This is a genomic window from Flavobacterium sp. B167r, assembly GCF_056824315.1.
This window is the reverse complement of record NZ_CP124859.1, coordinates 3,547,617-3,571,085: the sequence shown is the minus strand read 5'-3', so window position 1 is coordinate 3,571,085 and position 23,469 is coordinate 3,547,617. Positions and strand designations below refer to the sequence as shown.

18 protein-coding genes are annotated in these 23,469 nt (G+C 34.7%); 2 read left to right on the top strand and 16 right to left on the bottom strand.

The annotated features are described in order from the left end of the window. Window positions 1-23: 23 nt before the first annotated feature. The 5 genes from QLQ96_RS15990 to QLQ96_RS15970 are packed head-to-tail and all read right to left on the bottom strand — an operon-like array spanning window position 24 to window position 7,901. Window positions 24-1,055 carry a glycoside hydrolase family 53 protein gene (locus tag QLQ96_RS15990; protein ID WP_482491700.1) on the bottom strand — a complete coding sequence of 344 codons (1,032 nt, stop codon included), beginning with the start codon at window positions 1,053-1,055 and terminating at the stop codon, window positions 24-26. Between the two features lie 5 nt (window positions 1,056-1,060). After that, window positions 1,061-2,218, bottom strand: coding sequence for a glycoside hydrolase family 53 protein (locus QLQ96_RS15985; RefSeq protein ID WP_482491699.1), 1,158 nt, complete (start codon window positions 2,216-2,218; stop codon window positions 1,061-1,063). Between the two features lie 26 nt (window positions 2,219-2,244). Beyond that, window positions 2,245-3,312, bottom strand: a complete 1,068-nt coding sequence (locus QLQ96_RS15980; RefSeq protein ID WP_482491697.1) for a SusE domain-containing protein — start codon at window positions 3,310-3,312, stop codon at window positions 2,245-2,247. A 28-nt stretch (window positions 3,313-3,340) separates the two neighbouring features. After that, window positions 3,341-4,948, bottom strand: a complete 1,608-nt coding sequence (locus QLQ96_RS15975; protein WP_482491696.1) for a RagB/SusD family nutrient uptake outer membrane protein — start codon at window positions 4,946-4,948, stop codon at window positions 3,341-3,343. A 10-nt stretch (window positions 4,949-4,958) separates the two neighbouring features. Beyond that, the gene (locus tag QLQ96_RS15970; protein WP_482491694.1) at window positions 4,959-7,901 is read right to left on the bottom strand and encodes a SusC/RagA family TonB-linked outer membrane protein; all 2,943 of its coding nucleotides are present in this window, start codon (window positions 7,899-7,901) and stop codon (window positions 4,959-4,961) included. Window positions 7,902-8,651: 750 nt separating this feature from the next. On the opposite strand from QLQ96_RS15970, the gene QLQ96_RS15965 reads away from it, so the two are divergent. After that, window positions 8,652-12,749 carry a hybrid sensor histidine kinase/response regulator transcription factor gene (locus QLQ96_RS15965; protein WP_482491693.1) on the top strand — a complete coding sequence of 1,366 codons (4,098 nt, stop codon included), beginning with the start codon at window positions 8,652-8,654 and terminating at the stop codon, window positions 12,747-12,749. A gap of 262 nt (window positions 12,750-13,011) precedes the next feature. Here QLQ96_RS15965 and QLQ96_RS15960 read toward each other — a convergent pair whose 3' ends face one another. The 4 genes from QLQ96_RS15960 to QLQ96_RS15945 form a co-directional block, all read right to left on the bottom strand. Next, window positions 13,012-13,383 (bottom strand): nuclear transport factor 2 family protein, encoded by a 372-nt coding sequence (locus QLQ96_RS15960; protein ID WP_482491691.1) that lies wholly within the window; start codon window positions 13,381-13,383, stop codon window positions 13,012-13,014. A gap of 76 nt (window positions 13,384-13,459) precedes the next feature. Further along, on the bottom strand, window positions 13,460-14,461 hold the full coding sequence (locus QLQ96_RS15955) for an NADP-dependent oxidoreductase (RefSeq protein WP_482491690.1): 1,002 nt from the start codon (window positions 14,459-14,461) through the stop codon (window positions 13,460-13,462). Between the two features lie 82 nt (window positions 14,462-14,543). Beyond that, a complete protein-coding gene (locus tag QLQ96_RS15950) occupies window positions 14,544-15,311 on the bottom strand; it encodes an SDR family oxidoreductase (RefSeq protein ID WP_482491688.1) in 768 nt (255 codons plus the stop codon). 62 nt (window positions 15,312-15,373) lie between these two features. Beyond that, window positions 15,374-16,099, bottom strand: coding sequence for an SDR family oxidoreductase (locus QLQ96_RS15945; RefSeq protein ID WP_482491686.1), 726 nt, complete (start codon window positions 16,097-16,099; stop codon window positions 15,374-15,376). Window positions 16,100-16,204: 105 nt separating this feature from the next. Here QLQ96_RS15945 and QLQ96_RS15940 point away from each other — a divergent pair, with 105 nt between their 5' ends. After that, the gene (locus QLQ96_RS15940) at window positions 16,205-16,618 is read left to right on the top strand and encodes a winged helix-turn-helix transcriptional regulator (protein WP_482491684.1); all 414 of its coding nucleotides are present in this window, start codon (window positions 16,205-16,207) and stop codon (window positions 16,616-16,618) included. 88 nt (window positions 16,619-16,706) lie between these two features. Here QLQ96_RS15940 and QLQ96_RS15935 read toward each other — a convergent pair whose 3' ends face one another. The 7 genes from QLQ96_RS15935 to QLQ96_RS15905 all read right to left on the bottom strand — a co-directional run bounded on the left by QLQ96_RS15935 (window position 16,707) and on the right by QLQ96_RS15905 (window position 23,282). Further along, window positions 16,707-18,839, bottom strand: coding sequence for a TonB-dependent siderophore receptor (locus tag QLQ96_RS15935; protein ID WP_482491682.1), 2,133 nt, complete (start codon window positions 18,837-18,839; stop codon window positions 16,707-16,709). Window positions 18,840-19,138: 299 nt separating this feature from the next. After that, on the bottom strand, window positions 19,139-19,312 hold the full coding sequence (locus QLQ96_RS15930; protein WP_482491681.1) for a hypothetical protein: 174 nt from the start codon (window positions 19,310-19,312) through the stop codon (window positions 19,139-19,141). A 283-nt stretch (window positions 19,313-19,595) separates the two neighbouring features. After that, the gene (locus tag QLQ96_RS15925) at window positions 19,596-20,171 is read right to left on the bottom strand and encodes a DUF4833 domain-containing protein (protein WP_482491680.1); all 576 of its coding nucleotides are present in this window, start codon (window positions 20,169-20,171) and stop codon (window positions 19,596-19,598) included. 15 nt (window positions 20,172-20,186) lie between these two features. Continuing rightward, window positions 20,187-20,618 (bottom strand): GtrA family protein, encoded by a 432-nt coding sequence (locus QLQ96_RS15920; protein WP_482491678.1) that lies wholly within the window; start codon window positions 20,616-20,618, stop codon window positions 20,187-20,189. A gap of 5 nt (window positions 20,619-20,623) precedes the next feature. Beyond that, window positions 20,624-21,310 (bottom strand): CDP-alcohol phosphatidyltransferase family protein, encoded by a 687-nt coding sequence (locus tag QLQ96_RS15915; RefSeq protein WP_482491676.1) that lies wholly within the window; start codon window positions 21,308-21,310, stop codon window positions 20,624-20,626. Window positions 21,311-21,463: 153 nt separating this feature from the next. Continuing rightward, the gene (locus QLQ96_RS15910; RefSeq protein ID WP_482491674.1) at window positions 21,464-22,270 is read right to left on the bottom strand and encodes a phytanoyl-CoA dioxygenase family protein; all 807 of its coding nucleotides are present in this window, start codon (window positions 22,268-22,270) and stop codon (window positions 21,464-21,466) included. A gap of 223 nt (window positions 22,271-22,493) precedes the next feature. Then, a complete protein-coding gene (locus QLQ96_RS15905) occupies window positions 22,494-23,282 on the bottom strand; it encodes an SDR family NAD(P)-dependent oxidoreductase (RefSeq protein WP_482491672.1) in 789 nt (262 codons plus the stop codon). Between the last annotated feature and the right edge of the window lie 187 nt (window positions 23,283-23,469).

The window sequence follows — 23,469 nt, the reverse complement described above, 5'->3', positions numbered from 1 at the left end:
CCTTAATGGTAAAAATTTAATGTTTAATTTTTGAAAGCATCCAATGCCGGAGAAGGTTTTCCGTCAGAAAGCCAAGCGTTTAATTGATAACCACTCCAGCTTTTTTCGCCTTGCGGTTCCCAATAAATAACGCCTAAACCTTTATTGTTAGGTACGCTTTTTACCGCTTTAATAGTAGCTTCAAGCATTTCTTTTGTATTTTGTACTGCTTCAAAATCACCACCAACTTCTACCACCATAACTTCTTTATTGTAACGTGCAGCAATATCTTTCATATTATTCTCTAAATCCAGAATAGTACTTTGATAATCCGTTTTGATCCAATATGGGTAATAAGACAAACCAATTACATCATATTTTACATTGTTTTGAGTCGCTTTGTCATAAAACCATCTGAATTTTTCGCTTTTATTTCCTTCATCCAAATGAACAATAACTTTAATTTTTGAGTCGATTGCTTTCGTCGCTTCATATCCTTTATTAAGCAATTGTGCCAACTGATTAAAATTATCCGTATGTCCTTCTGGCCAAAGCATTCCGCTTGGAATTTCGTTTCCAACCTGAACCCATTCTGGAGTTACTCCTGCTTTTTTCAAGAGTTTCAAAACATCATATGTATGCTGGTAAACATCAGTTAACAATTCTGGAAAAGAATGTTTTGCCCATGCAGCCGGTTTATTTTGTTTTCCCGGATCTGCCCAAGAATCACTGTAATGAAAATCGATCATAATGCGCATTCCCATTTTTTGAGCACGAACCGCCATAACAACCGTTTCTTCAGGACTGCAGTGTCCGCTGGCTTTATCATCATTCGGATTTACCCAAACACGCAATCTGATCGTATTAATTCCGCGATCTTTTAATAATTGCAGACAGTCTTTTTGAGAACCGTCTGCATCATAAAATTTATAGCCCGTTGCTTCCATTTGTGGCAGCCAGCCAATATCTGCTCCTTTTGAAAATGAACCTTTTTCGCTTATCATTTTAGATTTACAAGAAGTAAATAAAACGGCTGCAACTATTAAAAAAGATACAATTTTAAGTGATTTTTTCATGTTTTTTATTCTTTACTGAAAGCTTGCATTACTGATAAAGCATTATTATCAAAACTATACAAAGCCTGATTTTCGAATGTAGAACCTGTTGTCGATTGTGGCCCTTTAAAAGCAACCCATTCTCCGCCCCAATACGCAAATCCTTGTCCAAATTCTGATGATTTTACGATATTTTTAATATCCATTACAAAAGTTCTTTGTCCCGCAGGAGTTGCAGGATAACCAGATACTAATTGATCGCTTGATCCCATAATATTGTTGGTCTGATCGTTATGCAACAATGTAAAAGGATAAGCGGTTTCTGCAATCAGGACTTTTTTACTGAATTTTTTGCCTAAAGCATCAATGGTAGTTTTTATTACGGTTAAATCTTTACCATGCCAAATAGGATAATAAGACAATCCGATGTAATCGTAATCTACACTTTTCATTTTGTTGAAAAACCAATCGGTTCCGCCTTCTGATACACCTGCATAATGGATCATTATTTTTGTGTTTGGAGCTTTACTGCGAACTGCCGCGCTTGCCGCACTTAATATCGCGATACATTGTTGTTCGTTACTGATTAGATTTCCTTGTGGCCATAATAATCCACTGTTGATTTCATTTCCAATTTGAATAATATCCGGATTGATTTCTGAAATTATAGTTGATGTATAATCTGTTACAGCAGTTTTTAAATCTGTAAAAGATAAATCTTTCCATTCTTCAGGAGTTGTCTGTATTCCCGGATCTGCCCAATCATCAGAATAATGAACCGTAAGCCAAACTCTTAAACCGGCTTGTCTTGCTTTTTGAGCCAATTGTTTTACTTCGCTTAAACCTGAACGTCCGTTTACTGGATTTTTCCATAAACGAATTCGGACAGTGTTGCAACCTGCGTTTTTTAGCGTGGTAAGCATTGGTTCTGCTTTTCCTCCACTGTAAAATTTAGTTCCCAAAGACTCCATTTGAGGAAGAAAAGAAACATCCGACGCTCTGATAAAAGTATCGCTTGCATCTGGCGGGCTAACCGCTTCTGTTCCTTCAGAATCATTGTTTGAACATGAAAATTGAATTGCGGTTACAACAAGCAACCCCAAAATCTTTATATATTTTTTCATTATATGCGTTATAAAAGTGAAATTTTGTTTGAAGAAAGAAGAAGCCTCAAATAAGCTCATTTGAGGCTTCTCACTTTTTGACTCAATTATAGAGTTGGAATGAACATGTAACGACCATCTAAGTCATTGAACCAGATTTCGTATTTTCCAGCTTCAACAATAATATCTCCGCCATTATCTCCCCAGCTTGTATCCCAGCCACCATTAGCTTTAAATTTCATTTTCCCAGCTTTTAAGGTTTGAGTAACTTTCCAGATATGACCATCAAAATCAGTTTTCACCATAGGAACATTCATATCCCAACCTGTGTCATCGCCTGTTAATACAGATCCAGCCACAGTAATTGTTGTATAAGTTGTCATTGGTCCTGCGTAAGGCTCGATTTTGTATGTCAATTCTTCAAGATTAACTTCAAAACTATAACAACCTGAAGCAGTTGTAGGGAAAACACCCGGATCAGTATCGCTTTCAGTAGCTCTGTATTGTACTTTCGCACCGTTTGTTCCGTAAGCTGGCGCCCAGAAACCAATTTGTTCGATCAATTTAAATCCATCTTTATTGAAAAATCCTGTATAGTAGAATTTCGCGTTTTCTTTTGTATCTCTGTAGATTGGCATATTGTTGCTATCTACGCTCCATCCTGCAGCAGTACCAGGTCCAACCAAAAACAAATCAATTTTAGGGAACACACCTCTGTAAGGAGTTAAGTTAATCGTAATTGGCGTAGAAAGTTTTGGCTCAGAAAGCGTAGTTCCTACGGTAGATTTAATTCTTACGTCAATTGTTCCTTCAACGTTGGCTGTTAATCCAAGTTCTAGTGCTTTTGCATTTAATTCTGCTACTGTAATAGTTGCATGAGTTGTTGTAGTGGTTGTGATATCTACTGGTGCTGCAAATTCAGTATTACTTGCGGCAAACTGTAAAGTATAGGTAACAATTGTTGGGGTTCCGTAGATAACTTTTTCCCATGTAAAAGTTAGTGCTATATTGTTTGGTGTATCTTCATTTAAGATTGTAGAAGAACCACTTTCTGGAGTTATCAAAGAAAATGCAGCTTCCTGAGGTTCTAAAATCATTAAATCTTCTTCGTTTTCACAAGACGAAAATCCAGCAAGTAGTACTATTGCAATAAATATTTTATATATATGTTTCATTTGTATATCGTTTATGTTTAAAAAAGTTTTAGTAACCCGTGTTTTGAGTTAAATTTCTGTTGGCTCCCAATGCTCCTTCAGGAATAGGAAAAATGCTCATGTAAGCAGGAATAGCGATTCCTTTTGAAGAGTTTCCTTTCCATGCCCAATTGTAAGATCCTCCAGTATATTTTCCAAAACGAATTAAATCTTGTCTGCGGTGCGCTTCCCAGTGCAATTCACGAGCTCTTTCATCAATAAGAAAATCAAGTGTTAATTCGCCTAAAGTAATGTTTCCAACAGTCGAATCGTTATTTGCTCTTTGTCTTAAAGCATTTACATAATTTAATGCTTGACTTGTTGTGCCGTTTCCGCCTCTTAAAGTAGCTTCTGCATACATTAGATATACATCAGCCAATCTGAATAATGGGAAATCAGTATCAGCATAAGTAGAACTGATTCCGTTAACTCCTGTCGACGTTTTATTCGAAAATTTAGATAAAATATAACCTTGTGTTTTTACACCAATATCGTCAATATCGATAGATCTTTGTTTTCCAGGATCGCCGGCAACACCTTTTCCTATGGTATTTCTAGTATCCTGACTGAATTTTACGCCATCAAATTTTTGAGCAAATTCTTTTCTAATTCTAAGTGCTCCTGTCCAACCACCAATTCCAAAATCGGCACCATTATTTTCCCAAGCACCAATTTGTCCGTTTGTTAAAACAGTAGATGCTCCCCAGTTTTGAGAAACGGCTCCATCTGACTGGATTCCGAAAATAATTTCTTGAGAAGTGTTATTGTCTGCCTTAAAATTGTCTAAATATTTTGGTTTTAATGTATAACCACCATCAATAATCGCATTGCACATTGCGATACAATCATTAAAACGATTTTCCTGAACGTATACTTGAGCATTCAAATACATTTTAGCCAAAATCATACGCGCCATAGATTGATCTAATCTTCCATATTCATTAGTTCTCGCTGCTTTCAAATCAGGTAAAACTGCTTTTAATTCTGTTTCAATAAATTCAAACAATTGCTTTCTGTTAAACTCAGGTCCTGTAAAATTGATAGGATCATTTTCAGTATACATGGGTGCTTTTCCAAATAAATCCATCATGTTGTAATAAGCATACGCTCTTAAAACGCGAACTTCTTGACGATAAAGTGCCATATCTGCCAAAGTTGCAGCATCTGTAATCCCTCTTGAACTTAGTCTTTCTGGTGTACTTTGACGCAAAAATTCATTTGCATAAGAAACAGAAACCATTGTTCTACTGAACATTCCTAAAATAACTGGATTTGCAGCCGTCCAGATATTACGCTGTAATTCTGCTGTTCCTCCGTCATTTTCATAACTCCAAACCAATTCGTCTGTCGTTAATTCCTGCATGTATAATAAACATCTTGTAAACTGGCTCGTTCCTGCGTCTACACCTTCTAGCGAAGAATCATTTGGACCAATTACTCCTGTTAAAGTTAGATTTCCATAAACCCCAGCGAAAGCTTTTTTATATCCGTCGGGTGTAGCAAATAATACATCCGAAGAAAGAACGTCGTCATCTTTCGAGACAACATTTAAATCATCTGTACAAGACTGAAAAATCACAGTCAATGCAACTAGTGTTGTTACTATATATTTTTTCATGATTTCGTAATTAGAATTTAAGATTAACACCAAATAAGATCGATCGCTGTCTTGGATAAATCGTTTTGTCTACACCGTTATTTGTAATCTCCGGATCTAAACCAGTATATTTTGTCAATACAAAAACGTTCTGAACTCCTGTTGATACTCTTAATGTAGCTTTGTCGTTAAACCAGTTGCTTAAAGTATATCCTAATGTAATATTGTCTAATTTTAAGAATGACGCATTCTCGATATAAAGATCTGATAATACAACATTTGAAGTCGTTTGAAAATTAGTATCTAATACCTGAGACGGAATATTACTTAATACTCCACCGTTTTCCATTGCATCGTATTGTGCTCTACTGGCATCTACAGCATTAAAAATTCGGTTACCAACACTTGCTCTTAAATTGAATGAAAAGTCAAACTTTTTATAATTCATGTTGGATGCAAATCCTAATGTAAAATCTGGATCAGGATTATTGTAAATGTATTTGTCTGAATCATTTTTGATGTTATCTCCATTCAAATCTGCAAAAGCACCATCAATTGGCTTTCCTTCGTTGTTGTACAATTGTTTGTACACATAGAAAGAATAAGGCGTATAACTTTCTCTAAAAATTTGTCCTGGAGTTCCTGTTCCTGCAATATTATCTCCTAAAAAGATATCGGTTCCGTTAACCAGATTTTTGATTCTTCTTTCGAACTTCGCGAAATTGAAATTCATATTCCAGTTAAAGTCTTCTGTTTTAATTGCATTTGCATTAATCGTAAACTCTATCCCTTTTGTGGTAAAGCTTCCAACGTTTTGGTAAACGCGGTTCGAAAAGTTACTTCCGTCAGATATTGCGGCATTCACCAATAAATCTTTAGATTCTTTATAATAAACATCAAGTCCTGCCGATAAACGATTGTCTAAAAATCCGAAATCAAGACCAGCATTATAAGAAGTTGTTTCTTCCCATTTCAAGTTGTTTGTTCTTTTTGAAGGAAGTGCAATAGGAACTGGACTCGCACCAAAATAATACTCTGCATTTCCGCCGCCAAGCATATATTTTTGCAAATATCCATTTGGTTCAGGAATATCCTGCTGACCTGTAATTCCATAACTCAATCTTAATTTTAAGTCAGATAATGTATTATTATCTTTAAAGAAATCTTCTTTAATTTTCCATGCAAAAGCTACTGAAGGAAAATTTCCCCAACGATTAGCTTCTTCAAATCGAGACGAACCATCTCTTCTGTAAGACAGCGTTAATAAATATTTGTCTCTAAAATTTAAGTTTGTTCTAGCAAAAAATCCTAATAAAACAACATCTGTATCTAAAGTAGTTTCAGGAAATGTTGACGGTAGATCTGGGTTTAAGATATTTCCCGTTTCAAATTTTGAGCTTTGAAATTTTTGATACGAATAACCTCCCGTCATTTCAAAATTCAATGAATTGAACGTTTTGTTGTAAACTAAATAAGTATCTAATAATTTATTTCTTCTCGTTTGTTCCGTATATTCATTTGTCCCGTACGGAATATTGTTATTTGATGGTCCAGAACCTGCATTGGCATCAACCAATCTTCTTCGTTCTCCGTTAGATTCATCGAAACCTACATTTACTACCGCTCTTAAAGCAGGTAAAAAATGAAATTTATAATCAATTTCGAAATTTCCAAAAATTCTGTCATTCGTTCCTCTGTCGTTTGTATTTAACAATTGCGAAACAGGATTTCTAGCAGCAGTTGCCACTAGCGGATAATTTCCGTTGACATCTACACCAGTAGTATATTCGAAATAACCACCGTAAGGCGCACCTTCCACTTTTATCGGTTGTGTTGGGTCAAAACCAATTGCAGCACCTTCTACACCATCTGTAAATCTGTTGATTTCGTTTGTATAATTTGCAGAAAGTCTTAATTTTAAATGATTGTCTAAAAATGCCGGATTCATTACTAATCCAACTGTATTTCTTTTAAAATTATTCGTCAAGCGAAGTCCTTGCTGATCTGTATTTCCTAGCGTTAAACTTGTTGGAATGATATTGAATAAATTTCCTCGAATAGCTAAACTTTGATCTATCGTTCCTGTATTTCTGTAAATTGCTTTTTGCCAATCTGTATTTGCAGTTCCTAATTTATCTAAATCATCGCTTCTTCTGTCAGCAATAACACTTCTGAATTCATCTGCACTAAAAACATCAACAGTTTTAGTTAAACTACCTGCAGCGTATTGTACATTATAATCTACAGATAAGGTTTTGCTTCCTTTTTTAGTCGTTATAATAATAACCCCGTTTGAAGCACGAGAACCGTAGATTGCAGAAGCTGAAGCGTCTTTTAAAACCGTAATCGATTCTACAGTTGCAGGATTTAATGAAGCTAAAAACGAAGAAGAACCTGTATTTGTAGCATTATCCAATGGCAATCCGTCGATTACGATAAGAGGATCGTTACTTGCAAAAAGCGAACTTCCTCCACGAATTCTAATTTGTGAAGTAGAACCCGGCGCACCCGTTGAATTTACCGTTAAACCCGCTACTCTACCGTTAAGCAGATTCTCTGTTGTAATATTATTTCCTTTGTTAAAGTCTTTTGTAGTAAGTGCAGTGACAGATCCTGTTGCGTCTTTCTTTTTCACGCTTCCGTAACCTACCTGAACCACTACTTCTTTTAGTTGATTCGTATCTTCTTCAAGAGATATATTTATATTTTTTTGTGCGCCAACTGTAATAGTTTGATTGACAAAACCGGTAAAAGAAAATGTAATTTGACTACCTGCTTTTACTCCAGGTAATTGAAATTTTCCATCAAAGTCAGTAGAGGTGCTAATATCTGCACCTGTTACTTTTACGTTTACTCCCGGTATGGGCTGATTGGTTCCCTTTTCGAGAACGACACCACTTATTGTGCTCTGAGCAAAAACACAAAAAGGAAGTAAGAGTAATAAAAGTAAAAATTTGGATTTAATTCTTTGCATACTTTTTTTAAGATTGGTTTGGTTTTAAGTTAGATTGTATTAATAATATAGAATACAATTTTGATTGCAGAATTTATAATCTGTAATGAATTGAGCTTTTCAAAAAAACTATTTTTGAGAAATTGTTTTTAGGATTATAATCTGCTTCTCAAATTAATTTTATCCTATTTTTTTAATAAAGAGAAAAAGGTTTCCCTGTAAATTTTAATTGAAGTGTTGGTCATGTTAAAGTGGTTTTTTGTTAAGATAATTAGTTTGTTTGCTTTTATTGATTCGCTTCAAACGGAAAATAAAACTTTATTATTCAAACGTTGTAGCTTATCAACTAACATTGCAAATTAAGGGCACAAGAAGTTTTTAAAACAGGGAAAAATTCATTTATAAAAGGGGACAATTTCGTAAAATTACGCTTGGAATGCTTCATAAAAACATATTTGTCATTTTTTTACCCTAAAAAAAATGACAATAGAAATAATTAACTACTTAAATAATTCATTTAACAATCATTCCTTTTTTCGAGCATCCACCTCAAAAATCTTAGATCATACTTTTATAATTATATAAAAACACAAATTCCATTTACCGATTCATTTAAAAAACAAATGTAACTTTTACACATTATATAATAAATCATTACTTTCGCAAAGCATACAGATTTAACATTTACCGATTTAAAAATGATCCGACTTTCAGATCATTCGCTTGTATTTTCCAACACCAAAAAATCGAAAAGTATTTTTAAAACCATCTATGGATAAATTAAAATCCTTTCTTCTTATTAGTTTTCTTTCTATCACCGCTTTTGGACAGAATTTCCCAATCAGGCATCTTGATATTTCATTAGGACTTTCTAATAATTCCGTTGCGTCCATATATCAGGATCAAAACGGATATATGTGGTTTGGAACTTTTGACGGATTGAACAGATATGATGGAAATGATTTTAAAATTTACCGCCACATCCATACTGATCCAAATTCTATTCAGGGAAATGCCATAAGCTGTATTGAGGGTGACTACGAAAACAATTTGTGGATCGGAACTACGGCAGGCCCCGTTGTTTTTAATGCTGAGCGATCTTCTTTTGCTCCATTGAAATATTATGACACGAATAAAACGGCTAAGCCTTTAAATGTTACCGCTTACGAAATAATCGCTGTACATTCTTTACATATTATTTTGGTTGCTACAAAAGAAGCAATTGTTATTTTTAAGGAAGGTGAGAAAATTGGAACGGCAATTCCTTTTAATAGAAAATTAAATTACATCGCTAGATCTATTTCTTATGATGCGAAAAAAGAGATTTTTTATGTTTTTATAACAGGAAAAGGTCTTTGCAAATTCGATATTAAATCAAAAAAAATAACGCTTCTCAATAATTCGATTACAGGTTCAAATTGCATCAAACTGACAAATGAAGGACTTTGGGTGGGATCTGACGAAGGTGCTTTTTTGTATAATGAAAGTTTGAACAGTTATTCTAAAAATTACTTTCAGGAAAAAACTGTTGTTCGTGACTTTTACCAACAAGAAAACAGACTTTGGATTGCTACTGACGGAGCTGGTCTTTATACGATTTCCAAAAATCAGAATTTGCCTGTTTCCTATCGTGCCAGCGGTCCAGTTTCATTACTGAACAGTAAATCTTTGTACGATATATTTGAAAGTAAAAACGGAGAAATGTGGTTTGGAACTTTACGCGGTGGCGTAAGTATGATGGGGAAAAAACCTCTCTTTTTCAATCATTTTAAAAGCAAAGATCCATTAACAAATAAAGAAGACGAAGATCCTGCTGCCAACTTTATGCTTTCTTTCTGCGAAGATGAAAAGAAAAACATCTGGATTGGTACTGATGGTGCGGGAATGAGATATTGGAACAGAAAACAAAATACTTACGAGATTTACTCGACCACTGCATCTGCTGGCAAAAAAATTCAGAGCAATTTTGTGACCAGCATTGTAAAAGATTCTGATAATGCAATTTGGGTTGCGATGTGGAAAGGCGGAGTTTGTAGAATCGATCCAAAATCAAAGGCAATTCAAAACTTTTCTATTTATAATCAATTCACTAAAAAAGCAGAACAGGAATCATGGCTACTCTTTTTGGATTCAAAAAATACGTTGTGGCTAGCTGTAACTAACGCTGGTGCTTTATATCAATTTGATAGAAAACAAAATAAATTCATTTGTTACAGCAATACTTTACGTGATGTAACTTGTCTTTATGAAACCAAAGATGGAAAAATCTGGGGCGGAACATTCAATTCTTTCTTTGAAATTGATTCTAAAACAAAAAAAGTAAAAAATTATCATTCTGAGTATAACATCAGATGCATAACAGAAGATGATAATAACAATCTTTGGATTGGAACTGTAGAAGGCGGTCTTCTTTTATATGATAGAAAAACCAGAACTTATAAAAAATTCACTACCGAAAACGGACTTTCAAGCAATACTATTCTTCGTCTTTTAGAAGATAAAGAAGGAAATTTATGGATGAGTACGTATCACGGAATCTCCAGATTTAATTCTAAGACTAATACATTTAGAAATTTCGGGGTTACTGATGGATTACAAGGCAATCAATTCAGTTGGAATTCAGGGACAAAACTTTCTACTGGAGAATTTATTTTTGGTGGTATAAACGGATTTAATGTTTTTAATCCAGATAATATAAAAGACAAAAAAAATACTGGCAAATTTTTACTAAATGATTTGATGGTAAACAATGAGTCGCTAAAATTGAACAGCCCTTATATAACCGAAAAAAAACTCGAAATGATAAGCGAAGTCGAACTTCCTTATGATAAATCGGCATTGAGTTTTGATTTTGTTTATCTTGATTATATCAATTCTGAAAAAATAAATATCGCTTATTTTCTGGAAGGCTGGGATAAAAACTGGAATTTCACTTCTAAAGAAAACAGAGCTAATTATTCCAGATTGACAGAAGGAACTTATGTTTTCAAGGTAAAAACAACTGACGTTTTTGGAAATTGGACGAATGAAGTAATTCTGGCAACGGTAAAAATTCTTCCGCCTTGGTACAGAACATGGTGGGCATATACTTTATATTTATTAGGTGCTATAGCCACGATTTATGCTTACGTTGATTATAATAAAAATAAAGAAAGACTTCGCTATGAAATAAAACTTGCCCGAATGGAGCATATAAAAGACAAGGAACATGCCGAAAAGCAGTTTTCTATGTTTACCTATATGGCGCATGAACTGCGTACTCCTTTGTCTTTAATTATAAATCCGCTTAAAAGTGCCATTGAAAGAAAGAAAAAAAGTTCAAAAGATGATCTTGACTTAAATCTAGCTTTTAGAAATGCGAAACGATTGTTGAGTCTTACAGATCAATTATTATTGTTTAGAAAAGCTGAAACAGATCTTGATGAGCTTAAAATTTCGAAGATTAATCTAAACGTCCTTTGTCGTGAAATCTACGAAAGCTTTACACAAATGGCCGCTGTTAAAAGCCTGAATTATCAATTTATTGAAGGAGAAACACCTACCGAAATATATGGCGATTATGAAAAAATAGAGATTACGCTGTTCAATTTAATCTCAAATGCTTTTAAATTCACCCCAAATAAAGGTTCAATAAGTATTGAAATAAATGAAAACGATAATGACGTTTCTATTATTATTTCGGATACTGGAAGCGGTATAGATGAAAACGACATCGATACTATTTTTGAGAAATTCAAGCAAATTCAATCTAAATCTAGCAATGGTTTTGGAATAGGACTATATATCGCCAAATATTTTGTGAATAAACATAATGGTGAAATAAAGTGTACCAGTAAAGTTGGCGAAGGAACTTCGTTTAAAGTTACGCTTCCAAAAGGAAATAGCCATTTTGCCACTATCAACATAAATGAGAATCCGCAAATGTCTTCGCTTGTGGGAGAACTTATTGATGGAATGCCTGCTGATCGTCAAAATAATCTTGAAAATGCAATTCAGGCATCACTTCCAGAAAATCTACATTCAGCATTAATCAGTACCAAAAAAGTATTATTAGTGGTTGAAGACAATCCAGAAATGAATCAATATCTCGTACAGCTTTTCTCCAAAAACTATATTGTTTACAATGCTTTTAATGGTCTTGAAGGTTTAAAACTTGTCGAAAAACACATGCCAGATATTGTATTGAGTGATATTTCTATGGAAGGAATGAACGGTTTAGATTTGTGCAAAAAAATCAAACAAAATGATGATTTGAGTCATATTACAGTTATACTTCTTACAGCAACAACTAGTAATGACATTCATTTACAAAGCATTACAGAAGGTGCCGATGATTATGTTACCAAACCTTTTGACAGTGAAATACTTCTGGCTCGTGTTGATTCTGTTCTTAGAAACAGAGGTCAATTGCGTAAATATTTCTTGGATAGTATAACACTCCGTGAAAACATCAATAAAGTTCCTCTTGAGTACAAAGAGTTTCTAGACAAATGCATCGAAATAGTAGAAGCTAATCTTGAAAACAGCGAATTTAATCTAAAGACTTTTTCGGCCGCAATGGGAATGAGTCATTCTAGTCTTTACAAAAAAATTAAAGCAATTTCAGGCGAAACTGTAAATGTCTTTATTCGATCGATCAGAATTCGAAGAGCCGCCGTAATTATGCTTACTGAAAACATTAATATTGCACAGGTTGGACCTCAGGTTGGTATAGAAGATCAACGTTATTTCCGTCAGCAGTTTGTAAAATTGTTTGGAATGAAACCTTCAGAATATATCAAAAAATATAGAAATTCTTTTAATAAGGAATTGAATGTTATTCAAAAAAGATCTGACTTAATAAAATCTAACATCCAAAAAATCGTGTAAATATTGTAAGTCCAGGCCCAGTTTCTACACCAGGACTTCATAAAGCTGTACCAGAAGAAGCAAATTACTGGAACAGAGCTATTAGCAGATGGTGGATATATAAATTATGCTCTAAAATAAATTTATTGCAAGCTACTAAATAACCCGATCGCGCGAATTTGTGATACGCACTGTAAAGTCTATAATAACAAATTTCAAGCGGTCGGGTAAAAAATAGGGATACATATAAATGGCCTCAATTGTCGCCATTTTTTTATATCCACTACACAATAGGAAACATCGCATTACCACTAAGGGTTTTGTTTGCAGGCACTTCTTCCTGGAGCACATCCCAATGTTCCACCAGTTTTCCTTCTTTCACTTTGAAAATATCCACAGCGATGTAGTTCTTTCCAAACCAGTTAGAAAAACGTCCATGAACCATTACGATATCATCGTTTTGAGCAAGAGTTGTTGGTTCATATTTAAAATCGGGCGACAATGTGGGGATTATATGTTTGAGTCCAGCCGTTCCGTTGGGCATTGCTGGATTGTGTTGAATATAATCACTGCTAAAATATTGATCAATTGCATCGACATTTCTGCGGCTGAAGACCTCTGTTACAGCTTCTAACACTAATTCTATATTGGTCATGTTTTTTGAATAAAATAGTTGTATTATTGATTTAAAATCTGTTTGTGATAACGTTAAATAGCAGTCGTACTGACGATTATTTTATTTGTACCACCACTTTTCCTTTAGCTCTTCCGCTGTTCACATAATCGAAGGCTTGGTTCATTTCCTCAAAACGGTAAACTTTATCCAATACTGGTTTTATAATTCCTTGTTCGACAAACTTGGTTATTTCGGATAATTGCTGTCCATTGGCTTTCATAAATAAAAACGAATAGCCAACCCCTAATTCTTCTGCCTGTCTGCGTACTTTTCTGCTGATAAGACCAAATATCATTTTCAATAACCATGGCATTCCCATTTCTTTGGCAAAAGCAGGATCTGGCGGACCAGAAATGGAAACTGCTTTACCACCTGGCCTCAAAATACGAATGGATTTTTCTAGGGTCTTACCGTCCTGACTGTTAAGTACCAGATCGTAATTTTTAAGTATTTTCTCAAAATCCTGAGTTCTGTAATCAATAACCACATCTGCCCCAAGATTTTTAACAAGGTCAAAATTCCCTTTGCTTGCAGTGGTGGCAACCCTGGCGCCGAAATGTTTAGCCAGTTGAATAGCTATTGTACCCACACCGCCAGACCCTGCCTGAATAAAAACGTTCTGGTCATTTTTCAAATGTCCTTTTTCCATAAAAGCCTGCCAAACCGTTAGTGCTACTAATGGCAGAGAGGCCGCTTCGCTCATAGAGATGTTCTTGGGTTTCAGGGCAACATCCGCTTGATCAACTGCTATAAATTCAGCAAATCCGCCAATATGATAATCGGCAGGGCGACTGTATACTTCATCGCCTACTTTAAAACTTTTTACATTAGAGCCCACTTCAACCACAACTCCTGCCACATCGTGCCCTAAAATTAAAGGCATTTTGTATTTAAGCATCATTTTAAACTCGCCGCTTTTAATTTTAGCGTCAAGCTGATTGATTCCTGCAGCGTGAATTTCTATTAGAACCTCATGAGGCTTTACAAAAGGTTTGGATACTTCACTAAGCTTTAAAAGGTCTTTTTTGCTGTATCGTTCAATAGTATATGATTTCATTATTTTTATTTTTTTAATTATAGAATTGCGTTTTAGAAGTACCAAACTATTTAAAAATGCTTCGCTAGATGATTTAATTTCATTAAGAAAGCAATAATTTATCTGCCTTCTTTTTATTTATCAATCCATAGACAAACTTCGGAAACAGTTTATTGATAAGGTAAACCGCTTTACTGTCGCCAACACGGATTGTAGCGGTATCTTTTTTAAGGCCTTCAATCAAGCCTCTTACCAATTGCTCTGGACTAATTTTCTTATCCTCTCTGTCCGCAACCATATTGGTATCTACCAGAGGAGGCAAAAGCTCAAAGACTTTTATTCTGCTGTTGATTATCTGCAAATGTTTTCGAAGGGAAATCGTATAGAATGCCAATGCCACTTTTGATGAAGAATAGGTCGCTTCAATTGCTGATGGAACAATGCTCAAAATAGATGTGGTGTGAATGATAGCCGCTTCAGGTCTGCTTTTCAGCATATTCATAAAAAGATTATTCAGCCTGATGACACCAAAATAATTCACATCCATTTCATATACCGCACCCTCTAAATGTTTTTTGTTCGGAATACCTAAATTCGCTGGAGGAACCCCTACACCGGCGTTATGGTACAAAATATCGATACCACCTAAATTCACTATTTTTTGGAATAGAATTTCTGCATCCATTTCGCTTGCTGCATCACTTTGGATCGCAGTAATCTCATGGTATCTTTTCGAAACTTCTACCAGTTTATTTATATTTCGTCCGGTGATAATTACCTTGGCACCAGCTTCTATAAACTGCTTTGCAGCTTCGAGTCCAATACCAGATGAACCTCCAGTGATAAGAATGGTTTTATTTTTAATATTCATTTTGATACGTTTAATAGCTTAAAAGAAAATAAGCCAGAATAGTTCCGGCTTATCTGTTATTTTTATTGCGCAAGTTTAGCCATTGCTTCACCAATCGCCGCAGCATATTTCTTTACTTCGCCTACTGGAATATCGAATTGGTTTTTCTCTAGTCCCAAGAATAATTCATCTGCTACTTCCGATGCCGGAATACCATTTGCGCCACCTACCTCGGCCGAAAATTCTGTGTTTACTGATGGCGGATACAACTCATAAATCTGAAGGTTTTTCTGTTCTTCATAAGTGTATCGTAAAGCCACTGTATAACTATGCAAAGCAGCTTTAGTAGCACAGTAGGTTGGTAAAAGTTTGTGACTGCCATACACCGCAAGTGATGAGACATTCACTACGGCAGCCACTTTTTTCTGCAACAAATGGGGTATAATCAATTCAGTAAAATGAATAATAGCGATGTAATTGATATTCATCTCAATTTGCGCTTTCTCGTGGGCATTTGTGGTCTCATTCAATAGATAAGCAAAAGCAGCGCCTGCATTATTGATTATGACATTGACATCTGAATGATTGTTCTTTAATTCATCGGCAATGCGGATTCTTTCTGCCTCAACGGCAAAATCACCCTGAATTCCAATTGCCCCAGGCAGTTCTTTTAATGCATTTTGCAAACGCTCTTCGTTTCGTCCGTTGATGATGATCTTATTTCCTTCGGCGGTTAATCTTTTAGCGATTGCCAGACCAATTCCGGCACTTCCGCCAGTGATAAATACTGTATTTCCTGTTGTCTGCATTTGTGTATTAGTTTAAAATGTTATAAATTTGCTTGCAAATTGCAAGTGCAAATATATAAAACTACTTTTATTTTGCAAGTGAGTTTTTAATTTATTTATTTTTTTATGCCAGAAAATAAGAAACGTTCGGATTGCCCTATAAGTCAGTCACTGGATATTTGGGGAGATAAATGGTCGCTGCTGATTGTAAGAGATTTAATGTTTGCAGGAAATTGCACATACGGTGACTTTCAGAAATCGGAAGAGAAAATAGCCAGTAATATATTGGCTTCACGCCTTCAGATGCTGGAAGAAAACGGAATTATCAGCAAAGAACCCCATCCTGAAAGCAAAGCCAAAGTTTTGTACAAATTGACTTCCAAAGGAGTTGACCTGCTGCCGCTGATGATTGAAATCAATTTATGGGCGGAAAAATATTATAACATGCACCCAGAAAGAAAGCAAATGCTAAAAGAAGTGAAAAAGGACAAGGAAGCCCATATAAAAATGCTGTCCAAAAGATTGAAAAGTCTGATCTAATTTGAAAAAGCCTAAAATACAGTACCCCGAAAAAATAATCCGAGGTACTGTACAATGATTTTTTTTACCTAAAATTTATAAAAAAGCTTTACAATTTTAATTTAAAAGATAAGATAACTTCGCGAAGCATTCCTGGTGTAATCATACCGCGGCCTCCGTACCAATAATGCTCGTTAAGCAGGTTATTGGCAGAAAGAGAAAAAGCATAAGCTGTTTTCTCGAAGCTTAGCACCGAATTTATCAAAGTATACGCATTAGTTGAAAAAGAACCATTCGTATTATTAATGATCAGATCCTTACCATAATGGCTTCCTCCCACGCCTAAAGAAAATCCGTTCAAAGTTTTTGACTGTGGCGCGTAATTGACATACCAAGTTCCTGAAAGTTTAGGTCCGGAATCTACAGGCCTCAATCCTTGGGTTAGTGCATCAGAAACAATCAGTTTACTGTCGTTGTAAGCAAGACCTGCATGCAGAAACAGTCCTTCTACTGGATTTGATTCTAAATCTGCTTCAAAACCTTTACTTCGTTGTTTGCCATCCTGCAAATAGGAAGCTGTATTATTGGGATCCTGTCTTACCACATTGGTCACATCTATGCTATAATAACTCAGCACCGCATCCAATAGATTCTTCTGCAGGGAGACTTTTACTCCAGACTCCCATTGATTTCCATAAACGGGCTGAAAATTTGTCATCTCACCGTTTACTGATTGAGGTGCCTGCGCTTGAAAACCATTCATATAATTGGCGAAAAATGCCACTTTTTGAGGTATAATTTGATAATTAATTCCCAATTTTGGAGAAACCGCAGTCTGTTTATAAGCAGCATTTGTGGTTCCTGTCAATAAATCCTCCGTTCCTTTGTTGTCGATATGATTGATTCTAGCGCTGAGCATCACACTTAAATTCTCAAGCGGATTAATAACATCCGAAACGTAGAATGAATAATGATCCTGAATTGCTTTATAATTTTCACCGTAAGGTTGCTGGGCTAATTGAGCAGAAATATATTCATTATTAAAATTGGCGTTGCGGCTGTCAGCTCCAACTGCCGGAACTTTAGTAAAATTCATAGATTTACTGCTGATGCCATAGAGATAATGATAATATTCTACTCCCGTAATAAGGCGGTTTTTGATTTTTCCAATCGAAAAATTCCCTACAAAATCTTGCTGAATCTGTTGGCTGGTAATGTTTTCTGGGTACATTCTGTAGACTCTTCTTGTAACATTTTGACCGTCATCATCCAATCTCAAGCGTATATAGTCCCCTGGAGTTTTATTATTGACCGAAATTATATTGGTTTCAGATTTCCAGTTCTTTGAAATTTGGTAAATAATTTTTCCATAAATATTTACCGCCTTATTATTCATAGTTACTGTATTGTCTTGGAAGGAACGGAAATAGTCCAGATTCAGCTCATCAGAGGATACAGCACTACCCAAAGCTACCTGATATAGAGGATTATTAGTGGCTGTTTTGTTTAAAATTTCAGCATCCAACTGAATATTCAATTGATCATTAACTTTGTAAGAGATGCTGGGAGCAGCAAAAAAAGTTTTTGAAAAGCCTTGGTCTTGAAAAGAGCCTTTGTACGTGTAAGCACTTGTAAGTCTTCCCAAAATTTTTCCATCTTTATCAAGAGGACTGTTTATATCAATTGCCGCTCGCTGCAGATTATAGGAACCGCCATATACACTGATATTAGCAAATGTCATATGTTGCGGTTTTACGGTAATACGATTTATAAGTCCGCCAAAGGTTATCATTGTAGAGCCGCCGCCTCCAAAAATTACAGCGCTTGGTCCTTTAATAACCTCCAACTGGGCTGTGCTGACTGGATCCATATCAGATGCAACATAGCCATTAACGCCATTTCTGAAGCTCGAACGCGTACGGAATCCTCGAATGGAATAATATGGGGAAATACCTGCCCAACTTGGGGCAACACCTGTGGCATTTTGCAGCATCTCGCCTTGGGTGTAAAAATTTCTATTTTTAATAAGTTGCGGCGAAACCGAAGCAGTAACTTGAGGATTTTCTAAGTTTTTGATCGGAAGTTTTGATGCCAGCTCACTTGAAACGTCTTTGGATTTTCTGACCCCTTCAATAATCACTTCATCCATTATGGTATACTTTTCTGCAATACTGTCCTTGTTTTGCCCGTAAATTTGCATTGAAGCCACAAGAATTAAGGCAATAATAATCTTTTGTTTCATTATCAATAATGATTTAACGTAATATCAACTGGTCAAATAGACCAATCGAAAATTTGAATTTTAGTTTAGCCGAAGATTATGTTTTAAAATTGTAATCGAGAAGTATATAGTAATATTGACAGTTCTTGCAACCGTCTTCATCATTAACGTGTAACAGCATGTACAGACTAAATTTATATTAGACTACTATATTCGCTGAGTTGAAATATTTCTAAGATAAACCATAACAATACCCATCATCATTGCAAAAAACAATGAGAAAATCGATATGATTACAAAGTTAAAACAGAGATTTTAATCTATATGAAATAGACAGGAGGACGGAATGTAGTGTAAGAAACTCCGATTGGTTTTTCTTCTGCTGAAGCAAAAGACGTTTCTTTCACATTGAATGAAGGAATAAAACTGATGCTGGCATCAGTTGTGTTCTGAATGTAGACAAGCTCTATTTTATCTTTCAGCTTATCTTGCATTTCTTTTTCGTTGTCGGAATATTTTTTTATGCTTTTTTGAAGTTCACAGCGTCCGTTACAGGTATTAAAAAGCTGTTTTCGCTGCACACAGATTGTCTGGACAATCTCTTTTTGATTAATCTTAAATGAAGCATATATGAAAAGGCTGCCAAATGACGGTATCAATATCAGAACGGAAAGTAATATGATAAAAAATCTTTTCAAAAGCTATGGCTGTTCAATGAAGCAAAAATACATCAATTGAAGACAAGTCGCGCTTTTTATTTAAAAAAAAACACGCATCTTATAATAATACTCTTTCGGTAATTTTTTTACTTGAGGAAGCATCAATTCCGGTAACTTCAGCATACTTTACATTTGGAACCCAAAAAGAACCTCCTTCAATGCGTACAAATATTTTTTCTACCTGTATTTTTTTCTGATTTACATTTACAAAAACATGATATTTTTTATCTGAATCTATCTTTTTCAAGGTTAAGGACAACTTTTTGTACGATACAAATTGTAGTTCAAACTCCTCATTACTTACGGTTTTACTTTCAATTCCGTATGCAAATTTACGTTGTATATAACTAAAATCTTTTCTTTCTCCTTTCTCTGCATATCGAATCCAATACCCTTTTATGGGATTGCTTTTGTTTATTTTTCCATCTTCCTGATAATTTATGGCATAAATGGCGGTGTTTATATTTGGATCCCGCTGAATGTAAAATACCATATTGTCTATATTTTTTGGCATTGGAAAATGCAATGGCGATGGATTTTCTGATTGTGCCGATAGATTTTCAGAAATCATATTAACTAGGATCGTTATAACGATTATTGATTTTGTAAAATATTTAAATGATAATTTACTCATAACGAAATTTATAAACTAATTTGATTCGATTATATTCTTTTTTTCATTTGTCCTAAAAACCCAATATTTTATCAATGGATAATTAAATCCATACGAAACAAAACTATCCGTGATTAGTCTTCCGATCCTGTAATCGATTTGAAATATTTTTTGCAGCATAAGCGTACCGAATGATTTTAAAGTAATGCTTCCCAACACCACCATCGAAAATTTAAAAAGCTGATTATCGATGCGGCTGTTGTAACCACACTGTTTTTTAAATACCCAAAACCTATTAATGCTGAAATTGACAATGGCGCCAACGGTTCCAGAGATTAAAATAGAAAAGGTGAAATGCAGTTTAAATACTTCCGTCAATAAAATCATTAAACCATAATCAGTAATGCCGCCTAAAAATGCCGCAATTTGTGCTTGCAGAAAAATGAAAATGGATTTTCTACTGAACATATATATCATCCTTGGTTTTTATCTTTAAGATCGCCTAACTTTAAAAGCTTAAAGCTATCTATAGTATTAATTATAAGTAGAATTACTGTGATCAAGCCAGCCAAATAAGTAATTGAACCACGAAATAAAACTTCTATAATCAAAATTAAAGCAATAATAAATCGAAGTTCTGTTGGACCGACAAAGCCAGAATCTATACTATATTCATCTGTAATTTTATAACGTAATTGACTGATAATTATAGACCATCCGTACAATGCGACGAAAGCGAAAGCCACTATTTCTGTACCATTTTCGGCATAAACGTAGTAGCCAAAACCTATCAGAACAATACCAATCCAATCGGCAATAATGTCAAGTGCAAAACCATACCAGCGCCTTGGAATATTTCTATAATATGCCAATCTTCCATCTAAAGAATCACCTAACCAATTTATAGACAACCCGATAATGCCAAAAAGCAAATACCAATTTCTTAAATAAGGACCTAAAACAAAAGCTAAAAAAACAAATCCTGAACCAAGTGTACCAATCAAAGTGAGCGCGTTTGGCGAAATGAATTTAGGCACCTTTGGAAGTAAAAATACAATTGTTAACTGCTCTGCTCTTTTTAAGATATTAGTTCGCTTACGGTCTGAAAATGTTCTTTTTACAACAGCACTGTTATCTTCAACATCTTTCTCATTTCCCATAAGTAATCCAATATTAATATGCCGATAGTATAGCCGATTCTAGTTTTAGAATTTTCAACTTTACTTTTCTCTGAGTATTTTTAAAAAAATAGCTGGTTCTTTTTAGTTTACCTGATCTAACCAGATAACTAAACGCAAGTACAAACAGCATAATTACTTAACAATTCCTGCAAAACGTTGATAGAAAACCGTTGGGCTGTTCTCATTTTTAGGAGCATATTTTCCTGCTATAATAGGAATATAAATAACCCTTCTTCTGCTTTCTTCGCCACGTATAGCTGATTCTGCAACTCTGTGCCACAAACGGCCATCGTGAATCGTTAAATCTCCAGCTTCTGGATTGATAGAAACCTCCTCTGGATCGGCTTTATGATCCAAAAAGTATTTTTTGCGGAAAAGCATTTGATAAATACTCTGCTTGTGAGTACCGGGAATAATTTTAAGCCCGCCGTTTTCAGGTTTTAAAGTGCTTAAATGAATTCCCACATTTAGCATAGGATTTAATTTTGTGCCATAAAAAACATCTCTCAAACCATCTGTATGCCAGCCCATTTTAGCAAACTTACTTTCTGGCCCATTGATATAATGATTAAAAACCATTCCGTCTTTTTCTTCAGTTCCTAGTCTCGCTCCATCGCCTGCCAATTGCAACAACCCATTAAATCTTGGATCAAGCAAAAGACCGCTTAAGGTTTGATGATGCTGGTTGATAAAGGCAAAACGCTGTACAATCGGAGATCCGTCTAAATCTTTTCCATATTTAATTGGAACACCATTTACTTTTTGAAGTTCATTTTCAATCCATTTTTGCTGCACTTCTTTCGATGCATCAATGATTGAAGAAACCGTTTCCGGATTTATAAAATTTTTGAAGTGGATAAAACCATGTTGGTTAAAAAAGTTGATCTGCTCATCTGTTAATTGATTAGCAAGGGTAAATGTTTTATAAGAAGATACCATGATAAATATATTTTAATAAATGAAATAATGAGTTTTAATTTTTTCTAAAGTTTAGCAACAGCAACAACAGCACATTCGCATGTTTGCGTACATTCGGCTTTTAGGAAAATTAAACATATTTCTTTTACTTGACATATTCTATCGAATTAGTAGAGATTTAAAGCGAAGATAATATAATTTTTCATTTACAAAAGAATATTTTTTATTTTTTTTGAAAAAAAGATTAAATCTTATAAATTCCTGCAGCGGTTTTTTCGATGAAAGCCTTTGGCAGTATGCGATTAGCATAAACAGAAATGATATTTGTAAAACCAGGAATAACTTCTGATTTTTTACTGAACATGGCTTTTACTGCCATTTTTGCAACTTCGTCTGGCTGCATATTAAACTTTTCAGCCATTTTGCTAAAAGCATCTAAGCCAGCTCTTTCAGCAAAACCTGTAGCAACTGGCCCCGGACTAAAACAAGTTACCGAAATTGAAGTTTTGGCAAGTTCAAAACGCAAAGCACGGGTAAACGATAAAACAAAAGCCTTTGTAGCTGAATAAACAGCTAGCGTAGGTACAGCTTGGTATGCAGCAGTACTCGATATATTTAAAATATAGGCTTGCTTTTCTTTTGAAAGTATAGGCACTAATAAATGTGAAAGTTCTACAACTACATTCATGTTAAGTTGCATCATGCCAAGCTGATTAGTTAAAGAAGACTGACTAAAATCGCCCCAGACACCATAACCGGCATTGTTAACTAAAAAGCCGACTGGATAATTATTCATTTTTATCCAATTGGTTACTTTTAATGATGCACCATTTGCTGAAAGATCGATCGATAAAATAGAAACATTAATGTTGTATTTAATTTGAAGATCGTCAGATAGTGTATTTAATTCCTCATCACTTCTTGCAACAAGCAATAGAGGGTACCCTTGTTTAGCCAGTTCATAAGCAATAGATTTTCCAATGCCTTTGCTGGCTCCAGTAATTAAGGCATACGGTTGAGTTTTTTCGACCATTTTATTAATTTAATTATCAAATATAAAGATAAATTATAAACCATTGTGTGCAACATGTTTATTGGCACCTTCCTCTTCCCTATTCCTATGAGGCTACTTCCTCCCCTACAATATTTATTTAAATTCTTCTCATGAGATTATTATCCAATCATAGTTATTTTTTATGATACCTTATCAATTCCAAAAA

What these genes read in the sequence shown, in the direction of transcription:
- QLQ96_RS15910 (WP_482491674.1), bottom strand. Translation starts at nt 22,270, where the DNA reads ATGGTATCTTCTTATAAAACATTTACCCTTGCTAATCAATTAACAGAT.
- QLQ96_RS15935 (WP_482491682.1), bottom strand. Translation starts at nt 18,839, where the DNA reads ATGAAACAAAAGATTATTATTGCCTTAATTCTTGTGGCTTCAATGCAA.
- QLQ96_RS15960 (WP_482491691.1), bottom strand. Translation starts at nt 13,383, where the DNA reads ATGACCAATATAGAATTAGTGTTAGAAGCTGTAACAGAGGTCTTCAGC.
- QLQ96_RS15940 (WP_482491684.1), top strand. Translation starts at nt 16,205, where the DNA reads ATGCCAGAAAATAAGAAACGTTCGGATTGCCCTATAAGTCAGTCACTG.
- QLQ96_RS15955 (WP_482491690.1), bottom strand. Translation starts at nt 14,461, where the DNA reads ATGAAATCATATACTATTGAACGATACAGCAAAAAAGACCTTTTAAAG.
- QLQ96_RS15970 (WP_482491694.1), bottom strand. Translation starts at nt 7,901, where the DNA reads ATGCAAAGAATTAAATCCAAATTTTTACTTTTATTACTCTTACTTCCT.
- QLQ96_RS15905 (WP_482491672.1), bottom strand. Translation starts at nt 23,282, where the DNA reads ATGGTCGAAAAAACTCAACCGTATGCCTTAATTACTGGAGCCAGCAAA.
- QLQ96_RS15915 (WP_482491676.1), bottom strand. Translation starts at nt 21,310, where the DNA reads ATGGGAAATGAGAAAGATGTTGAAGATAACAGTGCTGTTGTAAAAAGA.
- QLQ96_RS15925 (WP_482491680.1), bottom strand. Translation starts at nt 20,171, where the DNA reads ATGAGTAAATTATCATTTAAATATTTTACAAAATCAATAATCGTTATA.
- QLQ96_RS15945 (WP_482491686.1), bottom strand. Translation starts at nt 16,099, where the DNA reads ATGCAGACAACAGGAAATACAGTATTTATCACTGGCGGAAGTGCCGGA.
- QLQ96_RS15965 (WP_482491693.1), top strand. Translation starts at nt 8,652, where the DNA reads ATGGATAAATTAAAATCCTTTCTTCTTATTAGTTTTCTTTCTATCACC.
- QLQ96_RS15990 (WP_482491700.1), bottom strand. Translation starts at nt 1,055, where the DNA reads ATGAAAAAATCACTTAAAATTGTATCTTTTTTAATAGTTGCAGCCGTT.
- QLQ96_RS15985 (WP_482491699.1), bottom strand. Translation starts at nt 2,218, where the DNA reads ATGAGCTTATTTGAGGCTTCTTCTTTCTTCAAACAAAATTTCACTTTT.
- QLQ96_RS15920 (WP_482491678.1), bottom strand. Translation starts at nt 20,618, where the DNA reads ATGTTCAGTAGAAAATCCATTTTCATTTTTCTGCAAGCACAAATTGCG.
- QLQ96_RS15930 (WP_482491681.1), bottom strand. Translation starts at nt 19,312, where the DNA reads ATGCAAGATAAGCTGAAAGATAAAATAGAGCTTGTCTACATTCAGAAC.
- QLQ96_RS15975 (WP_482491696.1), bottom strand. Translation starts at nt 4,948, where the DNA reads ATGAAAAAATATATAGTAACAACACTAGTTGCATTGACTGTGATTTTT.
- QLQ96_RS15980 (WP_482491697.1), bottom strand. Translation starts at nt 3,312, where the DNA reads ATGAAACATATATATAAAATATTTATTGCAATAGTACTACTTGCTGGA.
- QLQ96_RS15950 (WP_482491688.1), bottom strand. Translation starts at nt 15,311, where the DNA reads ATGAATATTAAAAATAAAACCATTCTTATCACTGGAGGTTCATCTGGT.